This window comes from Streptomyces sp. NPDC050732 (assembly GCF_040654255.1).
Lineage (GTDB): Bacteria > Actinomycetota > Actinomycetes > Streptomycetales > Streptomycetaceae > Streptomyces.
Map to the genome: position 1 here is coordinate 15,429 of NZ_JBFAHP010000055.1, position 15,873 is coordinate 31,301.

15 protein-coding genes are annotated in these 15,873 nt (G+C 72.2%); 10 read left to right on the forward strand and 5 right to left on the reverse strand.

Going from position 1 to position 15,873, the window contains the following annotated elements:
- Positions 1-39: 39 nt before the first annotated feature.
- Positions 40-423: a VOC family protein gene (locus AB0H82_RS34280; protein ID WP_362999433.1), complete on the reverse strand. Its 384-nt coding sequence runs from the start codon at positions 421-423 to the stop codon at positions 40-42.
- Between the two features lie 77 nt (positions 424-500).
- On the opposite strand from AB0H82_RS34280, the gene AB0H82_RS34285 reads away from it, so the two are divergent.
- On the forward strand, positions 501-908 hold the full coding sequence (locus AB0H82_RS34285; RefSeq protein ID WP_362999434.1) for a WhiB family transcriptional regulator: 408 nt from the start codon (positions 501-503) through the stop codon (positions 906-908).
- A 90-nt stretch (positions 909-998) separates the two neighbouring features.
- Here AB0H82_RS34285 and AB0H82_RS34290 read toward each other — a convergent pair whose 3' ends face one another.
- Genes AB0H82_RS34290 through AB0H82_RS34305 form a run of 4 tightly spaced genes read right to left on the reverse strand, consistent with a single transcriptional unit; the run spans position 999 to position 5,005 of the window.
- Entirely contained in the window at positions 999-1,367 is a 369-nt protein-coding gene (locus tag AB0H82_RS34290) for a DUF6479 family protein (protein ID WP_362999435.1), read from the reverse strand.
- 46 nt (positions 1,368-1,413) lie between these two features.
- Positions 1,414-2,232: a transporter substrate-binding domain-containing protein gene (locus AB0H82_RS34295; RefSeq protein WP_362999436.1), complete on the reverse strand. Its 819-nt coding sequence runs from the start codon at positions 2,230-2,232 to the stop codon at positions 1,414-1,416.
- A complete protein-coding gene (locus AB0H82_RS34300) occupies positions 2,229-3,815 on the reverse strand; it encodes a M81 family metallopeptidase (protein ID WP_362999437.1) in 1,587 nt (528 codons plus the stop codon). Before AB0H82_RS34300 ends, AB0H82_RS34295 begins: the two co-directional genes overlap by 4 nt.
- Positions 3,812-5,005, reverse strand: a complete 1,194-nt coding sequence (locus tag AB0H82_RS34305) for an ROK family transcriptional regulator (protein WP_362999438.1) — start codon at positions 5,003-5,005, stop codon at positions 3,812-3,814. The genes AB0H82_RS34300 and AB0H82_RS34305 overlap by 4 nt, the downstream gene beginning before the upstream one ends.
- 219 nt (positions 5,006-5,224) lie before the next feature.
- Here AB0H82_RS34305 and AB0H82_RS34310 point away from each other — a divergent pair, with 219 nt between their 5' ends.
- The 9 genes from AB0H82_RS34310 (at position 5,225) to AB0H82_RS34350 (ending at position 15,861) form a co-directional block, all read left to right on the forward strand.
- Positions 5,225-7,075 carry a peptide ABC transporter substrate-binding protein gene (locus AB0H82_RS34310; RefSeq protein ID WP_362999439.1) on the forward strand — a complete coding sequence of 617 codons (1,851 nt, stop codon included), beginning with the start codon at positions 5,225-5,227 and terminating at the stop codon, positions 7,073-7,075.
- On the forward strand, positions 7,072-8,049 hold the full coding sequence (locus AB0H82_RS34315; RefSeq protein WP_362999440.1) for an ABC transporter permease: 978 nt from the start codon (positions 7,072-7,074) through the stop codon (positions 8,047-8,049). The genes AB0H82_RS34310 and AB0H82_RS34315 overlap by 4 nt, the downstream gene beginning before the upstream one ends.
- On the forward strand, positions 8,046-8,951 hold the full coding sequence (locus AB0H82_RS34320) for an ABC transporter permease (protein ID WP_362999441.1): 906 nt from the start codon (positions 8,046-8,048) through the stop codon (positions 8,949-8,951). Before AB0H82_RS34315 ends, AB0H82_RS34320 begins: the two co-directional genes overlap by 4 nt.
- 34 nt (positions 8,952-8,985) lie before the next feature.
- On the forward strand, positions 8,986-11,031 hold the full coding sequence (locus tag AB0H82_RS34325) for an ABC transporter ATP-binding protein (protein WP_362999442.1): 2,046 nt from the start codon (positions 8,986-8,988) through the stop codon (positions 11,029-11,031).
- Positions 11,028-11,933, forward strand: coding sequence for a homocysteine S-methyltransferase (mmuM, locus tag AB0H82_RS34330; RefSeq protein WP_362999443.1), 906 nt, complete (start codon positions 11,028-11,030; stop codon positions 11,931-11,933). Before AB0H82_RS34325 ends, mmuM begins: the two co-directional genes overlap by 4 nt.
- A 105-nt stretch (positions 11,934-12,038) precedes the next feature.
- On the forward strand, positions 12,039-13,124 hold the full coding sequence (locus tag AB0H82_RS34335) for an exo-alpha-sialidase (RefSeq protein WP_362999444.1): 1,086 nt from the start codon (positions 12,039-12,041) through the stop codon (positions 13,122-13,124).
- Between the two features lie 33 nt (positions 13,125-13,157).
- Positions 13,158-13,835: a uracil-DNA glycosylase gene (locus tag AB0H82_RS34340; protein WP_362999445.1), complete on the forward strand. Its 678-nt coding sequence runs from the start codon at positions 13,158-13,160 to the stop codon at positions 13,833-13,835.
- Positions 13,832-14,812: a BadF/BadG/BcrA/BcrD ATPase family protein gene (locus AB0H82_RS34345; RefSeq protein ID WP_362999446.1), complete on the forward strand. Its 981-nt coding sequence runs from the start codon at positions 13,832-13,834 to the stop codon at positions 14,810-14,812. Before AB0H82_RS34340 ends, AB0H82_RS34345 begins: the two co-directional genes overlap by 4 nt.
- Before the next feature lie 95 nt (positions 14,813-14,907).
- Positions 14,908-15,861, forward strand: a complete 954-nt coding sequence (locus tag AB0H82_RS34350) for a hypothetical protein (RefSeq protein WP_362999447.1) — start codon at positions 14,908-14,910, stop codon at positions 15,859-15,861.
- Positions 15,862-15,873 lie beyond the last annotated feature (12 nt).

Here is a 15,873-nt window from a genome sequence, read left to right on the forward strand (position 1 = left end):
ACCGGGTGCCCGTGGACGGGCCCCGCAATCAATCCGGGCTCACTCGGGGACGGCGGCCAGCGTGAAGGAGTGCCCTGCGGGGTCGGAATAAGTGCGGGTGTCCCGGGGCCCGTTGTTGTCCTTCGTGTCCACGGGCCGCGCGCCGAGACCGACCGCCTCGCGCTCGGCCTCGTCCATGTCGTGCCGGGCCACCATGATCCTCACGTGTGCCTGCTGCGAGTCCTCCGGACGGGGCCAGCTCGGCGGAATGTAGTCGCGCTCCCGGTGCACGGCCAGACAGACCCCGTTCTCGTTGGTGATCTCCACGTAGTCGGGGTCCTTGCTCAACCGCACCTCGGCGCCCAGCAGTCCGGCATAGAACTCGGCGAGCCTCTCGGGCTCCGAACAGTCCAGTACGAGCACGGCGTTCTTGTGGACGGTCATGGTGACCGGGTCCCCCGCGCCGCCCCGCCCAAACGACACCCGGTTTCCGGGCTTTGGCCCTGGGAACCCGCGCCGGCATGGAGTTGTTGAGCATGGAGTGGCTGGAGAAGGCCGCCTGCACCGAAGAGGATCCTGACCTGTTCTTCCCCGTCGGCACGACGGGACCCGCCGCGCGGGACACCGCCGCCGCCAAGGAAGTCTGCGCCCACTGCGAAGTGAGGGTGCAGTGCCTGGCCTGGGCGCTCAAGGCCGGGGAGACCGGCGTGTGGGGCGGGACCTGCACGGAGGAGCGGGCTGACCTGCGGAGAAAGGCGCAGTGGTCGCACTCGGCCCGGTCGGCGCGGTCCGCTCGGTCGGAACGGTCTGAACGGTCGACACGGCCGGAGCGGTCGACGCGGCCGGAGCGGTCCACGCGGTCGGAGCGGCCGGAGCGGTCCACCAGGTCCGCGCGGTCGGCCCGGTCGGCGCGATCCGCGGCGACGTGACGTTGCCGCGGACCGCGCCATCACGGGACCGACCGTGACGGGGCCCGTGTCGGGGACCTGACCGCAGGGACCGCACGGCCCGCCGCGGTCTCAGCCGCGCGTGCCGGGGCCACCGCTGCCGAAGGCGCCGCTGCTCCCCCGGTTCCAGCGCCGGCGCCGCTGGTCGTCGCTCCGCTTGGAGGCGACGTTGCCCGACCCCTTCAGTTGATGAGGGGTCAGCCTGCCGCCGTCGCGGGGGACTTCGTCGGGCTCGCGGTGCTCCACCACCGCCCCGACGGGGCCTTCGGCGGGCAGCCGCGGCTGCTCCTGCGGCTTCGGCGGACGCTGTTCCCTGCCGCGGACCCGGATCCCGAACCACACGGCCCAGACCAGTAGGACGGCGATTCCCAGTCCGGTCAGGAACGGTGCGAGTCCGCCCCCGGGCACGGCTGCCAGTTGTTCCACGCTGAGATACGTCATGGGCGCCGGGTACCCCCGCCCTGCCCCGGGAAAAGCCCGCGCGCGCTCACCTCATCCACTCGGCCTCGTACTTCGCGTACGTCCCGTCGTGCGTCGCGAGGTGCACGAACTGGTCGACGTACGCCTTGAACTCGTCGTCGCCGCGCGGCATCGCGTACGCCTTCTCGGAGAAGGTGAAGGGCTTGTCGGGGTGGAGGGCGCACAGTTCGGGGTGGATCTTCGACTGGTAGAGCGTCTCGCTCGCGTCCGTCATCATCACGTCCGCCCGTCCTTCGATGATCTCCTGGAAGATCGTGGTGTTCTCCGGGTGCAGCTTGATCGTGGCCCGCTCGATGTTCGCCCGGGTGAACTGCTCGTTCGTGCCGCCGGGGTTGACGACGACGGTCGTGCCCGGCCTGTCGATGTCCGCGAGCGTGCCCGCCCCGAACCTCGCCTTGTCGGCGCAGCGCACGATCGGGGTCTTGCCGTCCTCGCGCGTGGGCTCGCTGAAGTAGACCTGGCGGGCCCGCGGCAGGGTGATCGAGACGCCGCCGACGCCGATGTCGCAGCGTCCCGCCGCCACGTCCTCGGTCAGGTTCGCCCAGGTCGTCGCGGTGAACTCCGGCTCGGCCTCCAAGCTCTTCGCGAGGTCCCGCGCCATCTTGATGTCGACGCCGCTGTACGTCCCGTCGGCGGGGTCCAGCTTCGTGAAGGGGGCGTAGTCACCGGTCGTACAGACCTTCAGGACGCCTCTCTTCGGGACGGTGTCCAAGAGGCTGCGCGCGTGGTGGCCGTCCGGCCGGCGGGCCGCGTCGGGGGAGGCGGGGGCGGCGGCCGTGACGGCCAGCAGGCAGACCAGTGCGGACAAGGTGGCAGCACGCTTCACAGGGAGCTCCTTTGCGCTACGGGGGTGAGCAGTGCGGCAGTCAGGTCGGGCGTCCCGCCGTCGTAGGCGTCCTCGTCGAACGGGTACAGCGGCCGCTCCACCCGATGGTGGCCGAGGCGCGGCAGGTCCTGGTCGACGCCGCCCGGGGTGAGGGCGAGGAGCCAGTCGGCCGCCATGTCGTGGAGTTCGGGCTCCAGGTAGCCGATCTTCACGACCACGAGGTCGTACGTACGGGGGTCGATGCCTAGGCCGCCCTCCGCCGGGCCCATGAAGTCGGCGAGCGTGTGGAACGCCTTGCGGCGCTCGACGAGGATGACGGTGAGGCCGCCGCTGCGCACGGCCGCCATGTCGACACCGCGGTCGTACGCGCCGCCCTCCGCGCGGTCCTTCCGGTCGGTGGCACGCTGCAACGCGACGACGGTGCCCGTGAGTTCGTACGGTCCGCCGTGGTTCGTGTCGACCTTGCCGCCGACGCTCAGTGTGACCTCCGCGCCCACGCCCGCGGCGAAGCAGTGGGCGACGGCGGCCGGGTCGGTGATGCCGGGGTGGACCGCGCTGACCCGGCCGTCGCGGACCGCGTCGTTCTCCAGCAGCTTGCCGAGCATGTACGCGAGGTCGCCCGCGCCGCCCGCCGTCGGGTTGTCGCCCGAGTCGCTGATCAGGAAGGGACGCGCGGACGAGTTCACCGCCTGCTCGACGCACTCCTCGGCGGAGCCCGTCGGGCCGACGAAGACGAAGTCTCGGCGCGCGTCCCAGTAGCGGCGGGCCAGCTTCTCGGCCTCGGCGACGGCGCGTTGGGCGTCGTCGCCGGTGACGACGACGGCGGCCCGGCAGCGGGGTTCGTCGGCCCAGGCGTAACCGACCCACAGCGCGGCGTCGAGGATGCCGGGCAGCCGCTCGATCTCGGCGAGGGAGGCGTAGAGGGACCTGGCGGGTTCGAGGCGGGTGCTGGTCTTCTCGCCGGGCAGGAGGACCGGGACCTGTACCCAGGCGCGGTGCGGGCGGGTGCCGTCGAGGAGGCAGCGGACGAGGTTGCGGGCCGCGCGTTCGCGGGTCTCCCAGGCGTCCTCGTGCGGGGCGAGGCGGTGGGCGGTGAGCAGGTCGACCGGCTCGGCGAAGCGGCGCGAGACGTTGCCGTGCAGGTCCATGGCGGCGGAGATCATCGGCCGTCCCGTGCCGTCCGGAGTGCCGACGGAGTCGAGGGCCGCGCGGACGGCTTCGGTGAGGTCGGCCTCGGCGTCGGTGAGGCCGATGACGCTCATCGCACCGTGGATGTCATGGACGAGGCCGTCGAGCGGGCCCGCCGCCCGTATGCGCGTGACCAGTTCGTCCTTCAGCGTCAGGTACGACTCCGCTTCCACCGGCCCACCGGGCAGTGCGGTGGCGTGCAGCAGGGGCACCCATTCGACGGTGTCCGCGAGATCGGAGTCCGCCCGCGTCCAGGTGTAGCGGTCGAGGAGTTCCTGGCCGCGGGTCCGGCGGAAGTCGTCGGTGGTGGAGCGGTGCGGGCAGAACGTGGACGACTCGATGCCGATGCCACCGATGCCGATGCGCAGGCGGCGACGGTGCGCGGAGGAGGTCATGCGGGTGCGCTCTCTTCCTGGAATGCGGGGGCGGGGGCCGAGGCGGTCGGGAGGTGGCGGCGCAGCGCCGTGAGGCCCGCGCCGAGCAGGCCCGCGTCCACGCCGGTCACGGTGGTGGTGATCTCCAGGTCGGCCGTGGCGAGGGGCAGGCAGCGTTCGTAGAGCACCCCGCGCACGGCGGCGACCAGGGGTTCGGCCGTGGCGAGGACGCCGCCGAGGGCCACGGCCTGCGGGTTGAAGAAGTTGACGACGACGGACAGGACCGTGCCGATGTGCCGTCCCGCGGTGCGGACGAGGGTGGTGGCCTGCGGGTCGCCGTCCGCGACGAGCCGCAGCAGGCCGGCGGTGTCGGTCACTTCGACGCCGTGCCGGGCGAGTTCGCGGATCAGGGCCGCGCCGCTGGCGACGGTCTCCAGGCAGCCGATGTTGCCGCAGCTGCACGGGCGGTCGCCCGCGGCGTCGACGCGGACGTGGCTGATGTCGCCCGCGCTGCCGTTGGCGCCGTCGTGCGGGCGGCCCGCGGAGATGACGCCGCTGCCTATGCCGCGTCCGGCCTTGACGACGACGAGGTGGTCGAGGCCGGGGCGTGCGACGCGGTGCTCGCCGACGGCCATCATCGTGGCGTCGTTGTCGACGGTGACGGGGATGCCGAGCCGCTCGCCGAGGACGTCGCGCAGCGGGTAGCGGTGCCAGCCCGGCATGCGGGACGGGCTGAGGACGAGGCCGGTGGCGGGCTGCACGGGGCCGGGGAAGGCGACGCCGAACGCGCGGACCGTGCGGCGCTGTTCCCGTTGGCGGGCGATCAGCGTCTCGGCCTGGCCGCAGAGCCAGTCCACCGCGGACTCCGGGCCCGCGGTGATGTCGTGCGGCAGGTCGACGGCGTCGGTGACGGTGCCGCCGAGGTCGACGGCGCCGAGCCGCGCGTGGTGGCTGCCGAGGTCCGCGGCGAGGGCGACGCCCCCGTGCGCGGCGACGCGCAGCAGCCGTGGCCTGCGGCCGCCGCGCGACGCGCCCTCGCCGGACTCGGTGAGCAGTCCGGCGTCGACGAGTTCCTGCACGCGCAGGGAGACCGTCGAGGGGGCGAGGCCCAGCTCGCGTACGAGGTCGGCGCGGGACGTGGCCGCCCCCGAGGAGACCAGGTGCACGATGTGCTGCGCCGAGCCGGGCTCGCCGCGTGGTCCTTCGGTCATGCCGCCCCCAGTGGGTTCAGAACAGTTGGTTCGGAATCTTCGTTCGAGATCGACATGAACTCTAGGTTCGAGTGAACCAAGTTGGCCAGCACGGCCGGGTTTTCCACTTCTTGCCGAAGGAAGCTATTGACTTGGTTTTCACGCCCGGCCTAGCGTTCGGGCGCCGCCCCGGAGTTCTCCGGCACGGGCCGGCCCCGTACCCCTTGGAGGCCCATCGCCATGCGCTCATTCAGGTCCGCCAGGTGCGCGGCGGCCGCGCTGCTCGTCCTCGCGGCGGCCCTCGCCGGATGCACCCGCGAGGGCGGCCGCATCGACATGGGTCCGACCGGTGGCACGCCCGTCGAGGGCGGCACGGCGACGATGGCGCTGCCGCCCGCCGCGACGCCCAACTGGATCTTCCCGATCGGCGCGCCGGGCTATGGTGCCTCGTACAACTACGGCATCAATTCACTGCTGTTCACGCCGGTGTACGACGCCGTGCAGGACGAGGCGAAGGGCGAGCTGACCACGCACGGGCCCGGCACGCTGGGGCTCGAACCGAAGTACGGCGACGGCAACAGGACCGTGACGGTGCCGCTGCGCGAGGGCGTCGAGTGGTCCGACGGGAAGCCGGTCACCGCCCGCGACCTGGAGTTCTGGTTCCACCTGGTGAAGGCCAACAAGGCCGAGTGGGGCAGCTACTCGGTCGGCACGATGCCGGACAACGTCAAGCGGTTCGAGACGCTCGACGCCCACACCGTGCGGCTGCACCTGACGCGTGCGTACAACCCGGACTGGTTCACGGCCAACCAGCTCACCCTGCTGCGCGCGCTCCCCCAGCACGCCTGGGACGCGAAGACCGACGGTGGGCGCATCGGCGACTGGGACCGCACACCCGCCGGCGCCAAGGCGGTCTTCGCACGCCTGACGAAACACGCGAAGAGCCTCGGCTCGTACGGCTCCGACCCGCTCTGGCACACGGTCAACGGGCCGTGGAAGCTGGCCGGTTGGCGGGACAGCGGGCAGGTCACCATCGTGCCGAACGAGAAGTACACCGGCCCGGAGTCCGAGCGCCCGCACCTGGACAAGGTGGTCTTCAAACCGTTCACGACGGCCGACTCCGAGTACAACGTGCTGCGTTCCGGTGGCGTCGACTACGGCTACATCCCGCCGTCGGTGCTGGCGCAGAAGGAGAAGTTCCAGGACAAGGGGTACCGCGTCGATCCGTGGGAGGGCTGGGCGGCGACGTACATCGTCTACAACTTCAACTCCACGCACGGTGGCCCGATGATGGACCAGCTCTACATCCGGCAGGCCATGCAGCACCTCGTCGACCAGAAGGCGATGAGCGACGTCATCTGGCAGGGCAGCGCGACCCCGACGCTCGGCCCGGTGCCGGTGACACCGAAGAGCCAGTACCTGTCCCCCGGGATGGAGAAGAACAAGTACCCGTTCTCCGTCGACAAGGCCCGGCGGCTGCTCGAAGCCCACGGCTGGCGGACGAAGGACGGCACGGCACGCTGCGTACGCCCCGGGACGGACCATGACCGGTGCGGCAAGGGCATCGAGAAGGACGCCCCGCTCGAACTGACCCTGCTCTCCCAGTCGGGGTCGACCGAGACGACGAACATGATGCAGGAGCTGAAGTCGTCCCTGTCCAAGGCCGGCATCGACCTGACCGTGCGCCAGCAGCCGTTGAACTCGGTGCTCGGCAACTCCGTGCCGTGCGAGGCGAAGGACCCCGGCTGCGACTGGGACATGTCGTTCTTCGGGACGGCCGGCAGCTGGTACTACCCGCTCAACCCCAGCGGTGAGCAGCTCTTCTCGACGGGCGCGTCCGCCAACTTCGGCAACTACAGCGACAAGAAGGCCGACCGCATCCTCCGGGGCATGCAGTACTCCCCCGACATGAAGCCCGTGCACGAGTACGGCGAGTACCTCGCCGAACAGCTGCCCGTCATGTGGATGCCGAACCCCGCGTACCAGGTCTCGGTGATCCGCAACGACCTGCGCGGGGTCGAGCAGAACCCGACCGTCACCTTCGCGCCCCAGCACTGGTACTACGTCAAGAAGAAGGGAGCCGAGAAGTGACCAGCTCCACCGGCCTCACCGGCTTCACCGGCTTTCTGGTCAAGCGCTTCCTCCAGGCGATCGTCGTCCTCTTCCTGGTGTCGGTCATCGTCTTCGTACTGCTGCACCTGCTGCCGGGCGGCCCCGCCCGCGCCATCCTCGGCCCGAAGGGCACGCCGCAGCAGATCGAGCACTTCAACCACCAGCAGGGGTACGACCGTTCGCTTCCGACGCAGTACGCGATGTACCTGAAGCGGCTGCTCACGGGTGATCTCGGCGACTCCTTCAAGCTCAACTCGCCTGTCTTCGACCTGCTGAAGCAGCGGCTGCCGAAGACGCTGCTCCTGACCGTCCTGTCCACCGCGCTCGCCGTGGTCATCGCGGTCCCGCTCGGGCTGCTGCAGGCCGTACGGCGCGGCAAGGCGTCGGACTACGCGCTGACGGGCCTCGCCTTCCTGCTGTACGCGACGCCCGTGTTCTTCCTCGGCCTCATCATGATCATCCTGTTCGCGCAGGTCATGCCGATCCTCCCGGCGGAGGCCCCGCAGGGCGAGACGGCCGGCGAACTCCTCGGCGACTTCACGGGGTTGATCCTTCCGGTGGTCACCATGGCGTTCGGCATCGTCGCGATGTTCAGCCGCTACATGCGCTCGGCGGTGCTCGACAACCTCACCGAGGAATACGTCCGCACGGCGATGGCCAAGGGCCAGTCGAACCGCCGGATTATGGTCAGGCACGTCCTGCGCAACGCGCTGATCCCCCTCGCGACGCTCCTCGGCCTCTATCTGCCGACGCTGTTCAGCGGCGCCCTCGTCGTCGAGTCGATGTTCAACTACCCCGGCATGGGGCTGCTGTTCTGGAACGCCGCGCAGGGGTCCGACTTCCCCGTCCTGCTCGGTGTGACACTCGTCGTCGGCGTCGCCACCGTCGTCGGCTCGCTGCTCACCGACATCCTGTACGCCGTCCTCGACCCCCGGATACGGAGCGTGGCATGACCACCACCGTCACCCCCGCGACCGCGCCGGGCCACGAGGACGCCGGGCGGGCCACGCCCTCGCTCGCCCGCCGCACGCTCCGGGTGTTCACCGGCAACAAGCTCGCCCTGACGGGCGTGGTGGTGCTGGTCCTGCTGCTCGCGTTCAGCTACCTCGGCCCCCTGCTGTACGACACCGAGCAGGTCCACACCGACCTGTCGCAGGCGAACCTCCCGCCCGGCAGCTCCGGCCACCTCCTCGGCACCACCGACCTCGGCTACGACATGCTCGGCCGCCTGATGGTCGCGGGGCGGACCTCGCTGGAGATCGGCCTGGCGGCAGGCCTGCTCGCCACGCTCTTCGGCACCGTCTACGGCGCGGTCTCCGGCTACTTCGGCGGCTGGATCGACGCCGCGATGATGCGGATCACGGACGCGGCGCTCGCCATCCCCGCGATGTTCCTGCTCGTCGTGGTCGCCGCGATCGTCACCCCCGGCAAGGGCGTCCTCGTCATGATCATCGCGGCGGTGGCGTGGCTGTCCCCCGCCCGCCTGGTGCGCGGCGAGGCGCTGGCGCTGCGCGACCGCGAGTACGTGCAGGCCATGCGGATGATGGGCGGCGGCGGCACGCGGGCCGTCTTCAAGCACATCGTGCCGAACGCGATCGGCACGGTCATCGTCAACTGCACGTTCCAGATCGCCGACGCGATCCTCTACGTCAGCTACCTCGCGTTCCTCGGCCTGAGCATTCCGCCGCCCTCGGCGGACTGGGGATCGATGCTGTCCGCCGGCATCACCTACACCCAGAACGGCTACTGGTGGCTGATCTTCCCGCCGGGCATCGCGATCGTGCTGGTCGTCGCCGCGTTCAACTTCATCGGCGACGGACTGCGGGACGCGTTCGAAGTACGGCTGCGGAAATAAGTACGGCCGCGGAAGCAAAGGGAGAACCCGAGAGATGACCGAGCCGCTGCTCACCATCGACGATCTGAGCGTCGACATCACCTCACGCGAACGCACCGTCCACGCCCTCGACGGCGTCTCCCTGGCCCTCGCCCCCGGCGAGGCCCTGGGCATCGTCGGCGAGTCCGGCTGCGGCAAGACGATGACCGCGCTGAGCGTCCTCGGCCTGCTGCCGCCGGGCGGCGACATCACCGGCGGCCGCGTCCTGTTCGACGGACAGGATCTGGCCGCCGCCCCCGCCCCCGTCCTTCAGGACGTCCGCGGGAACAGCATCGGGATGGTCTTCCAGTCCCCGCTGACCTCCCTCAACCCGACGATGACCATCGGTGCGCAGGTGGCGGAGCCACTGCTCCTGCACCGCCCCGGCATCGGCGGGAAGGAGGCCCGGGCGCGCGCCCAGGAGATGCTGCGCCTCGTCGGCATGCCACAGCCCGCCGAGCGCATGAAGGCGTACCCGCACCAGCTGTCGGGCGGCATGCGGCAGCGTGTGGCGATCGCCATGGCGCTGGTCTGCGAGCCGAAACTGCTGATCGCCGACGAGCCGACGACGGCCCTCGACGTGACGACGCAGCACCAGATCCTGGAGCTCGTCGACGACCTGCGCACCCGGCTCGGCATGGCGATGATCCTGGTCACGCACGACCTGGGCGTGATCGCCAACCGGGTGGACCGGGTGGCGGTGATGTACGCGGGCCGGGTCGCCGAACAGGCGGCCGTCCGTGACCTGTTCGCACGTCCGCGCCACCGCTACACCGAGGCGCTGTTCGCCGCGCTGCCCGAGCGGGCCGCCGACAGCGGCACCGAACTGCACACGATCCCCGGCCTGCCCCCGAACCTGACGGTACGCCCCACGGGCTGCCGTTTCGCGCCGCGCTGCACCTTCGCCACGGACCGGTGCCGTGCCGAGGAGCCGCCGCTCACGGACGACGGCGTGCGCGGCGCGGCGCACCGGTTCGCGTGCTTCCACCCGGTGCCGGAGGAGGCCGTCTCCGAGGACGACGTGGTGGTTCCGGCGGCCGTGCCCGCCACCGCCGCCCCGGGTGCCGTGCTCCTCGAAGTCGACGCGCTGGTCAAGGAGTTCCCGCTGAAGGGTGGCGCGTTCTCGCGCGGGCGGGGCACGGTCAGCGCGGTCGGCGGGGTGTCGCTGTCGGTCCGCAAGGGCGAGACGTACGGCATGGTCGGCGAGTCGGGGTGCGGGAAGACGACGCTCGGGCGGATCGTCGCGGGCCTGGAGGAGCCGACGGGCGGCGCGGTGCGCTTCGAGGGTGCCGACCCGTCGCGGATGACACGGGCACAGCGGCGCGCGCACCGGCGCCGCGTCCAGCTGATGTTCCAGGACTCCACCGCGGCGATGGACCCGCGCATGCGGGTCGGCGACATCCTGCGCGAACCGCTCGTCATCCAGGGCGTCGGCCACCGCACCGAGCAGGAGAAACTGGTCGCGGAACTCCTCGACGCCGTCGGCCTGCCGCGCGGCGCCGTGCACCGCTACCCGCACGAGTTCTCCGGAGGCCAGCGCCAACGCATCGGTCTGGCAAGGGCGTTGACGCTCTCGCCCGACCTGGTGGTCGCCGACGAACCGGTGTCCGCGCTCGACGTGTCCGTGCAGGCGCAGATCCTCAACCTGATGCGGGAGCTGCAGCGCGAGCGCGGCCTGACCTACCTGTTCATCTCGCACGACCTGGCCGTCGTACGCCATCTGGCGGACACCGTCGGCGTGATGTATCTCGGAAAGCTCGTGGAGTCGGGCCCGGCCGAGCAGGTGTACGCGCATCCGCTGCACCCCTATACGCGCGGCCTCCTGGACACCGTCAACCTGCCCGACCCCGAGGCCGCGCCCGGCACGCGCCGCACACCTCTGGAGGGTGAGACACCCTCCGCGGCGAAGCCCCCGTCCGGCTGCCGCTTCCGCACCCGCTGCCCCGTCGCCCAGGAGGTGTGTGCCACGGTCGAACCGCAGGTCAGCACACCGAACGGGGCCGGACACGAGGTGGCCTGCCACTTCCCGTCGACGGCGCCTCGGCTAGCGTCGGCGGTATGAGACTCGCCGACGCCCTCGCTCAGCGCCCGGTCGTGCTCGACGGAGGCCTCTCCAACCAGTTGGAGGCCGCGGGGCACGACCTGAGCGACGCCCTGTGGTCCGCGCGGCTGCTCGCCGACGCGCCGGAAGCCGTCGAGGCCGCCCACCGCGCGTACTACGAGGCGGGTGCGGAGGTCGCGATCACCGCAAGCTACCAGGCGACGTACGAGGGGTTCGCGCGGCACGGCATCGACGCGGGCCGCACGCGCGAACTGCTGTGCCGGAGCGTGGAGTTGGCGCGTCGCGCCGGTGCCGGGCTCGGGCGTGAGGTGTGGGTGGCCGCGTCGGTGGGACCCTATGGGGCGATGCTCGCCGACGGCTCCGAGTACCGGGGGCGGTACGGCCTCTCCGTGGACGCGCTGGAACGCTTCCACCGGCCGCGGCTCGAAACGCTCGCCGAGGCCGGACCCGACGTCCTGGCCCTGGAGACGGTCCCGGACGCCGACGAGGCGCGGGCCCTGCTGCGGGCGGTGCGCGGCCTCGGGGTACCGGCCTGGCTGTCGTACAGCGTCGCGGGCACGCACACGCGCGCGGGCCAGCCCCTGGACGAGGCGTTCGCGCTCGCCGCCGACGTGGACGAGGTGATCGCGGTCGGCGTGAACTGCTGCGATCCGCGGGACGCCGACGCCGCGGTGGCGCTCGCCGCGCGGGTCACCGGGAAGCCGGTGGTCGTCTATCCGAACAGCGGTGAGAGGTGGGACGCGGAGGCCAGGGCCTGGCGGGGCCCCGCCCGGTCCGCGGCCGGGCAGGTCGCGGGGTGGCGGTCGGCGGGGGCACGGCTGGTCGGCGGGTGCTGCCGGGTGGGTCCCGCGGCGATCGCGGAGGTGGCCGGAGAGCTCGCGGGGCCGGGGCCGAAGGGCTGAGGACACGGCGTTGACCTGCGGGAACACGACGTCGAAGGGTGACTGTCAGTGGTGGGGTGCAGACTGACGGACACCTGAGACAACGACGTCGCGGAGGTGGCCACGATGGCCGAAGTACTTCTGACCGTAGGCACGCGCAAAGGCCTCTTCATCGGCCGCAGACGAGGCGGCGCCTGGGAGTTCGACGACAGTCCGTACTTCAACGCGCAGGCGGTGTACTCCGTCGCCATCGACACCCGCGGCCCCACCCCCCGGCTCCTCGTCGGCGGTGACAGCGCGCACTGGGGCCCCTCCGTCTTCCACTCCGACGACCTCGGCCGCACCTGGACGGAGCCGGCGAAGCCGGCCGTGAAGTTCCCCAAGGACACCGGGGCCTCCCTGGAGCGGGTGTGGCAGCTGCACCCGTCGGCCGCCGAGCCGGACGTGGTGTTCGCGGGCACGGAGCCCGCCGCGCTGTACCGCTCGGAGGACCGCGGCGAGTCCTTCTCGCTCGTCCGTCCGCTGTGGGAGCACCCCACCCGCTCCAAGTGGGAGCCGGGCGGCGGCGGAGAGGGCCTGCACACCGTGCTGACCGACGCCCGCGACGCCGGCGCCGTGACCGTCGCGGTGTCGACCGCCGGGGTGTTCCGCACCCTGGACGGCGGCGCGAGCTGGGCCCCGTCGAACAACGGCGTGTCCGCGGTGTTCCTGCCCGAGCCGGACCCGGAGTTCGGCCAGTGCGTGCACAAGGTCGCGCGGGACGCGGCCGACCCGGACCGGCTGTATCTGCAGAACCACTGGGGTGTGTACCGCAGCGACGACGCGGGCGCGCACTGGACGGACATCGGCGAGGGCCTGCCGTCCACCTTCGGCTTCGCCGCCGTCGCCCACCCGCACCGCGGCGGCACGGCGTACGTCTTCCCGATCACCGCGGACAGCGACCGCGTCCCCGCCGACCACCGATGCCGCGTCTACCGCACGGCGGACGCGGGCAGCAGCTGGGAGCCGCTGAGCGCGGGCCTCCCCCAGGACGACCACTACGGCGTGGTGCTGCGCGACGCCATGTCCAGCGACGACTGCGACCCGGCCGGCCTCTACTTCGGCAACCGCAACGGAGAGGTGTACGCGTCGGCGGACGACGGCGACAGCTGGCGGCAGCTCGCCTCCCACCTGCCGGACGTGCTCTGTGTCCGGGCCGCGGCCATCGGTTGATCGACCCCGCCGTTACGGCAGTAGGGTGACGCCGTGGCACCACGACCCTTGCATGAAATCGTCGAGTCCGGCTGGGCCGAGGCCCTGGAGCCGGTGGCCGAACGGATCGCCTCGATGGGGGACTTCCTGCGCGCGGAGATCGCCGCGGGACGCACCTATCTCCCGTCGGGGGCGAACGTCCTGCGCGCCTTCCAGCAGCCCTTCGACGACGTCCGCGTCCTGATCGTCGGCCAGGACCCCTATCCCACGCCCGGGCACGCGGTGGGCCTGTCGTTCTCGGTCGCCCCCGACGTGCGGCCGCTGCCGGGCAGTCTCATCAACATCTACCGCGAGATGAGCAGCGACCTGGGCCTGCCCCCGCCGTCGAACGGCGACCTCACGCCCTGGACCCGGCAGGGCGTCCTGCTGCTCAACAGGGCGCTCACCACCGCCCCGCGCAAGCCGGCCGCCCACCGCGGCAAGGGCTGGGAAGAGGTCACCGAGCAGGCGATACGGGCACTGGCGGCGCGCGGGAAGCCGCTGGTGTCGATCCTGTGGGGGCGGGACGCCCGCAATCTGCGGCCACTGCTCGGGCAGTTGCCGTCGGTGGAGTCCTCGCACCCCTCCCCCATGTCGGCGGACCGCGGCTTCTTCGGCTCGCGCCCCTTCAGCCGGGCCAACGACCTGCTGGTCCAGCAGGGGGCGCAGCCGGTGGACTGGCGGCTGCCGTGACGTCCGGCGAGTGGGCGCTGGGCGTCGATTCCGGCGGCTCCGGGCTGCGGGCGGCGCTGCACGCGCCTCGGGGCACGGGCCGCCCCGACCCGGTGCGCTCCGCGGAACCCGTGCGCACCGGCCCGCGTGGCATCGACGCCGGGCACCTCATGGAACAACTCCTGCCCATGGCGCGCGGCTTGCTCGAACGGGCCGGCGGCGGGCGGATCACGGCCGTCGCCATCGGCGCGGCAGGCATGGCGAGCCTCGGTGACGACCTCCGCGCCGAACTGCCGTCGGCGCTCGGGCGGACCCTGGGGGTGCGCCGCACGGCGCTCGCCGCGGACGCCGTCACCGCGTACGCGGGCGCGCTCGGCGACCGCCCCGGCGCGGTGGTCGCGGCGGGCACCGGCCTGATCGCGATCGGCACGGATCTGACCGCCTGGCACCGCGCCGACGGCTGGGGGCACCTGCTCGGCGACTGCGGCAGCGGCGCCTGGATCGGCCGCGCCGGACTCGACGCGGCGATGCGGGCGCACGACGGCAGACCCGGCGGTTCGAAGGCGCTCCTCGCGCGCGCCGAAGACATGTTCGGCCCGCCCGGGGATCTGCCGGCCCGGCTCTATCCCCGTACCGACCGGCCCGCGATGCTCGCCTCCTTCGCGCCCGAGGTGGCCGGCTGCGCGGTGGACGACCCGGTGGCGGGCGGCATCCTGCGTGCCGCGGCCCGTCACATCGCCGAGTCCGCGGCCGCCGTCTGCCCCTCCGCGGACGCGTGCGAAGTGGCCCTCACCGGAGGTCTGTTCAAACTGGGCGAGCCGCTGCTCGCACCCCTGCGCGACGAGCTCGCGGGACAACTGCCGCACGCGCGGCACGTTCCCGCGGCCGGCGACCCGCTGGACGGGGCGCTGCGCATAGCGGCCGATATCGCCGCTGACCGGCTGCGGCTGCCGCACGACGCGCGCATGCTCTCCGTCCACAGTGAAGACGACAGTTGACCTCTACGTAATTCATCAGACAAAAACGGACTTATACCGCCCACCTGCACCCTCCCCGAACAGGGACGGCCCGCAAGCCAGTAGCATGCGGGCGCATGAGCTCCCCCACTGGGCCCGCATCCGGCCTGCCTGTACGAATGCCGCGCCCCCGTCAGCCGGGCCGGCACCGCCGTCCGGAGCCCGTCGCGGCTCCTGAGGGCGCGCCCGCACTTGTTCTCGCCGTGCCGGGCGCCCCCAGCACGTCCACGCGCGGCCTCGCCGAGGAAGTCGTGAGCATCGCCCGCTCCGAGCTGCCCGGTCTCGACGCCAGAATCGGTTACGTCGACGGTGAGGAGGACGCCACCGTCACGTCCTTCCCCGAGTTCCCCTCGCTGCAGTCCGTGCTCGCGCGCGCGGCGGCCGAGCGCGCCGCCCGCCTGGAGCGTGCGCGCAAGGCCGGTGCCGAGGTGGCGGAGGCCGCACAGGCGGACGGGCCCGTCGCGGTCGTCGTCCCGCTGCTCGCGGGCCCCGACAGCGCGCTGATGCGCCGTATCCGGCAGGCCGTCATGGACAGCCGTGCCCCCGCCGAGCTGACGGATGTGCTCGGCCCCCACCCGCTGCTCGCCGAGGCGCTGCACGTGCGGCTGTCGGAGGCCGGTCTCGCCCGCGCCGACCGCGCCCGCCTGTTCACCGTGGCGACCGCCGCGGACGGCATCGTCCTTGCCACGGTCGGCGGCGAGGAGGCCGTGCAGGCCGCCGGGATCACCGGCATGCTGCTCGCCGCGCGGCTCGCGGTGCCGGTGATGGCCGCCGCGCTCGACGAGGAGGGCGCCATCGCGGCGACCGCCGAGCAGCTGCGCGGCTCGGGCTCCGCCCAGCTGGCGCTCGCGCCGTATCTGATCGGTCCCGAGCTCGACGGCGCGCTGCTCGACGCGGCCGCGAAGGAGGCGGGCTGCTCCGTCGCCGAGCCGGTCGGCGCGTACCCGGCGATCGGCAAGCTGGCGCTCGCCAAGTACACGACGACGCTCGGCATCACGCCGCAGCAGCCTTCGGGCGCGCCCGTGCACTGAGGCGTTCCACCT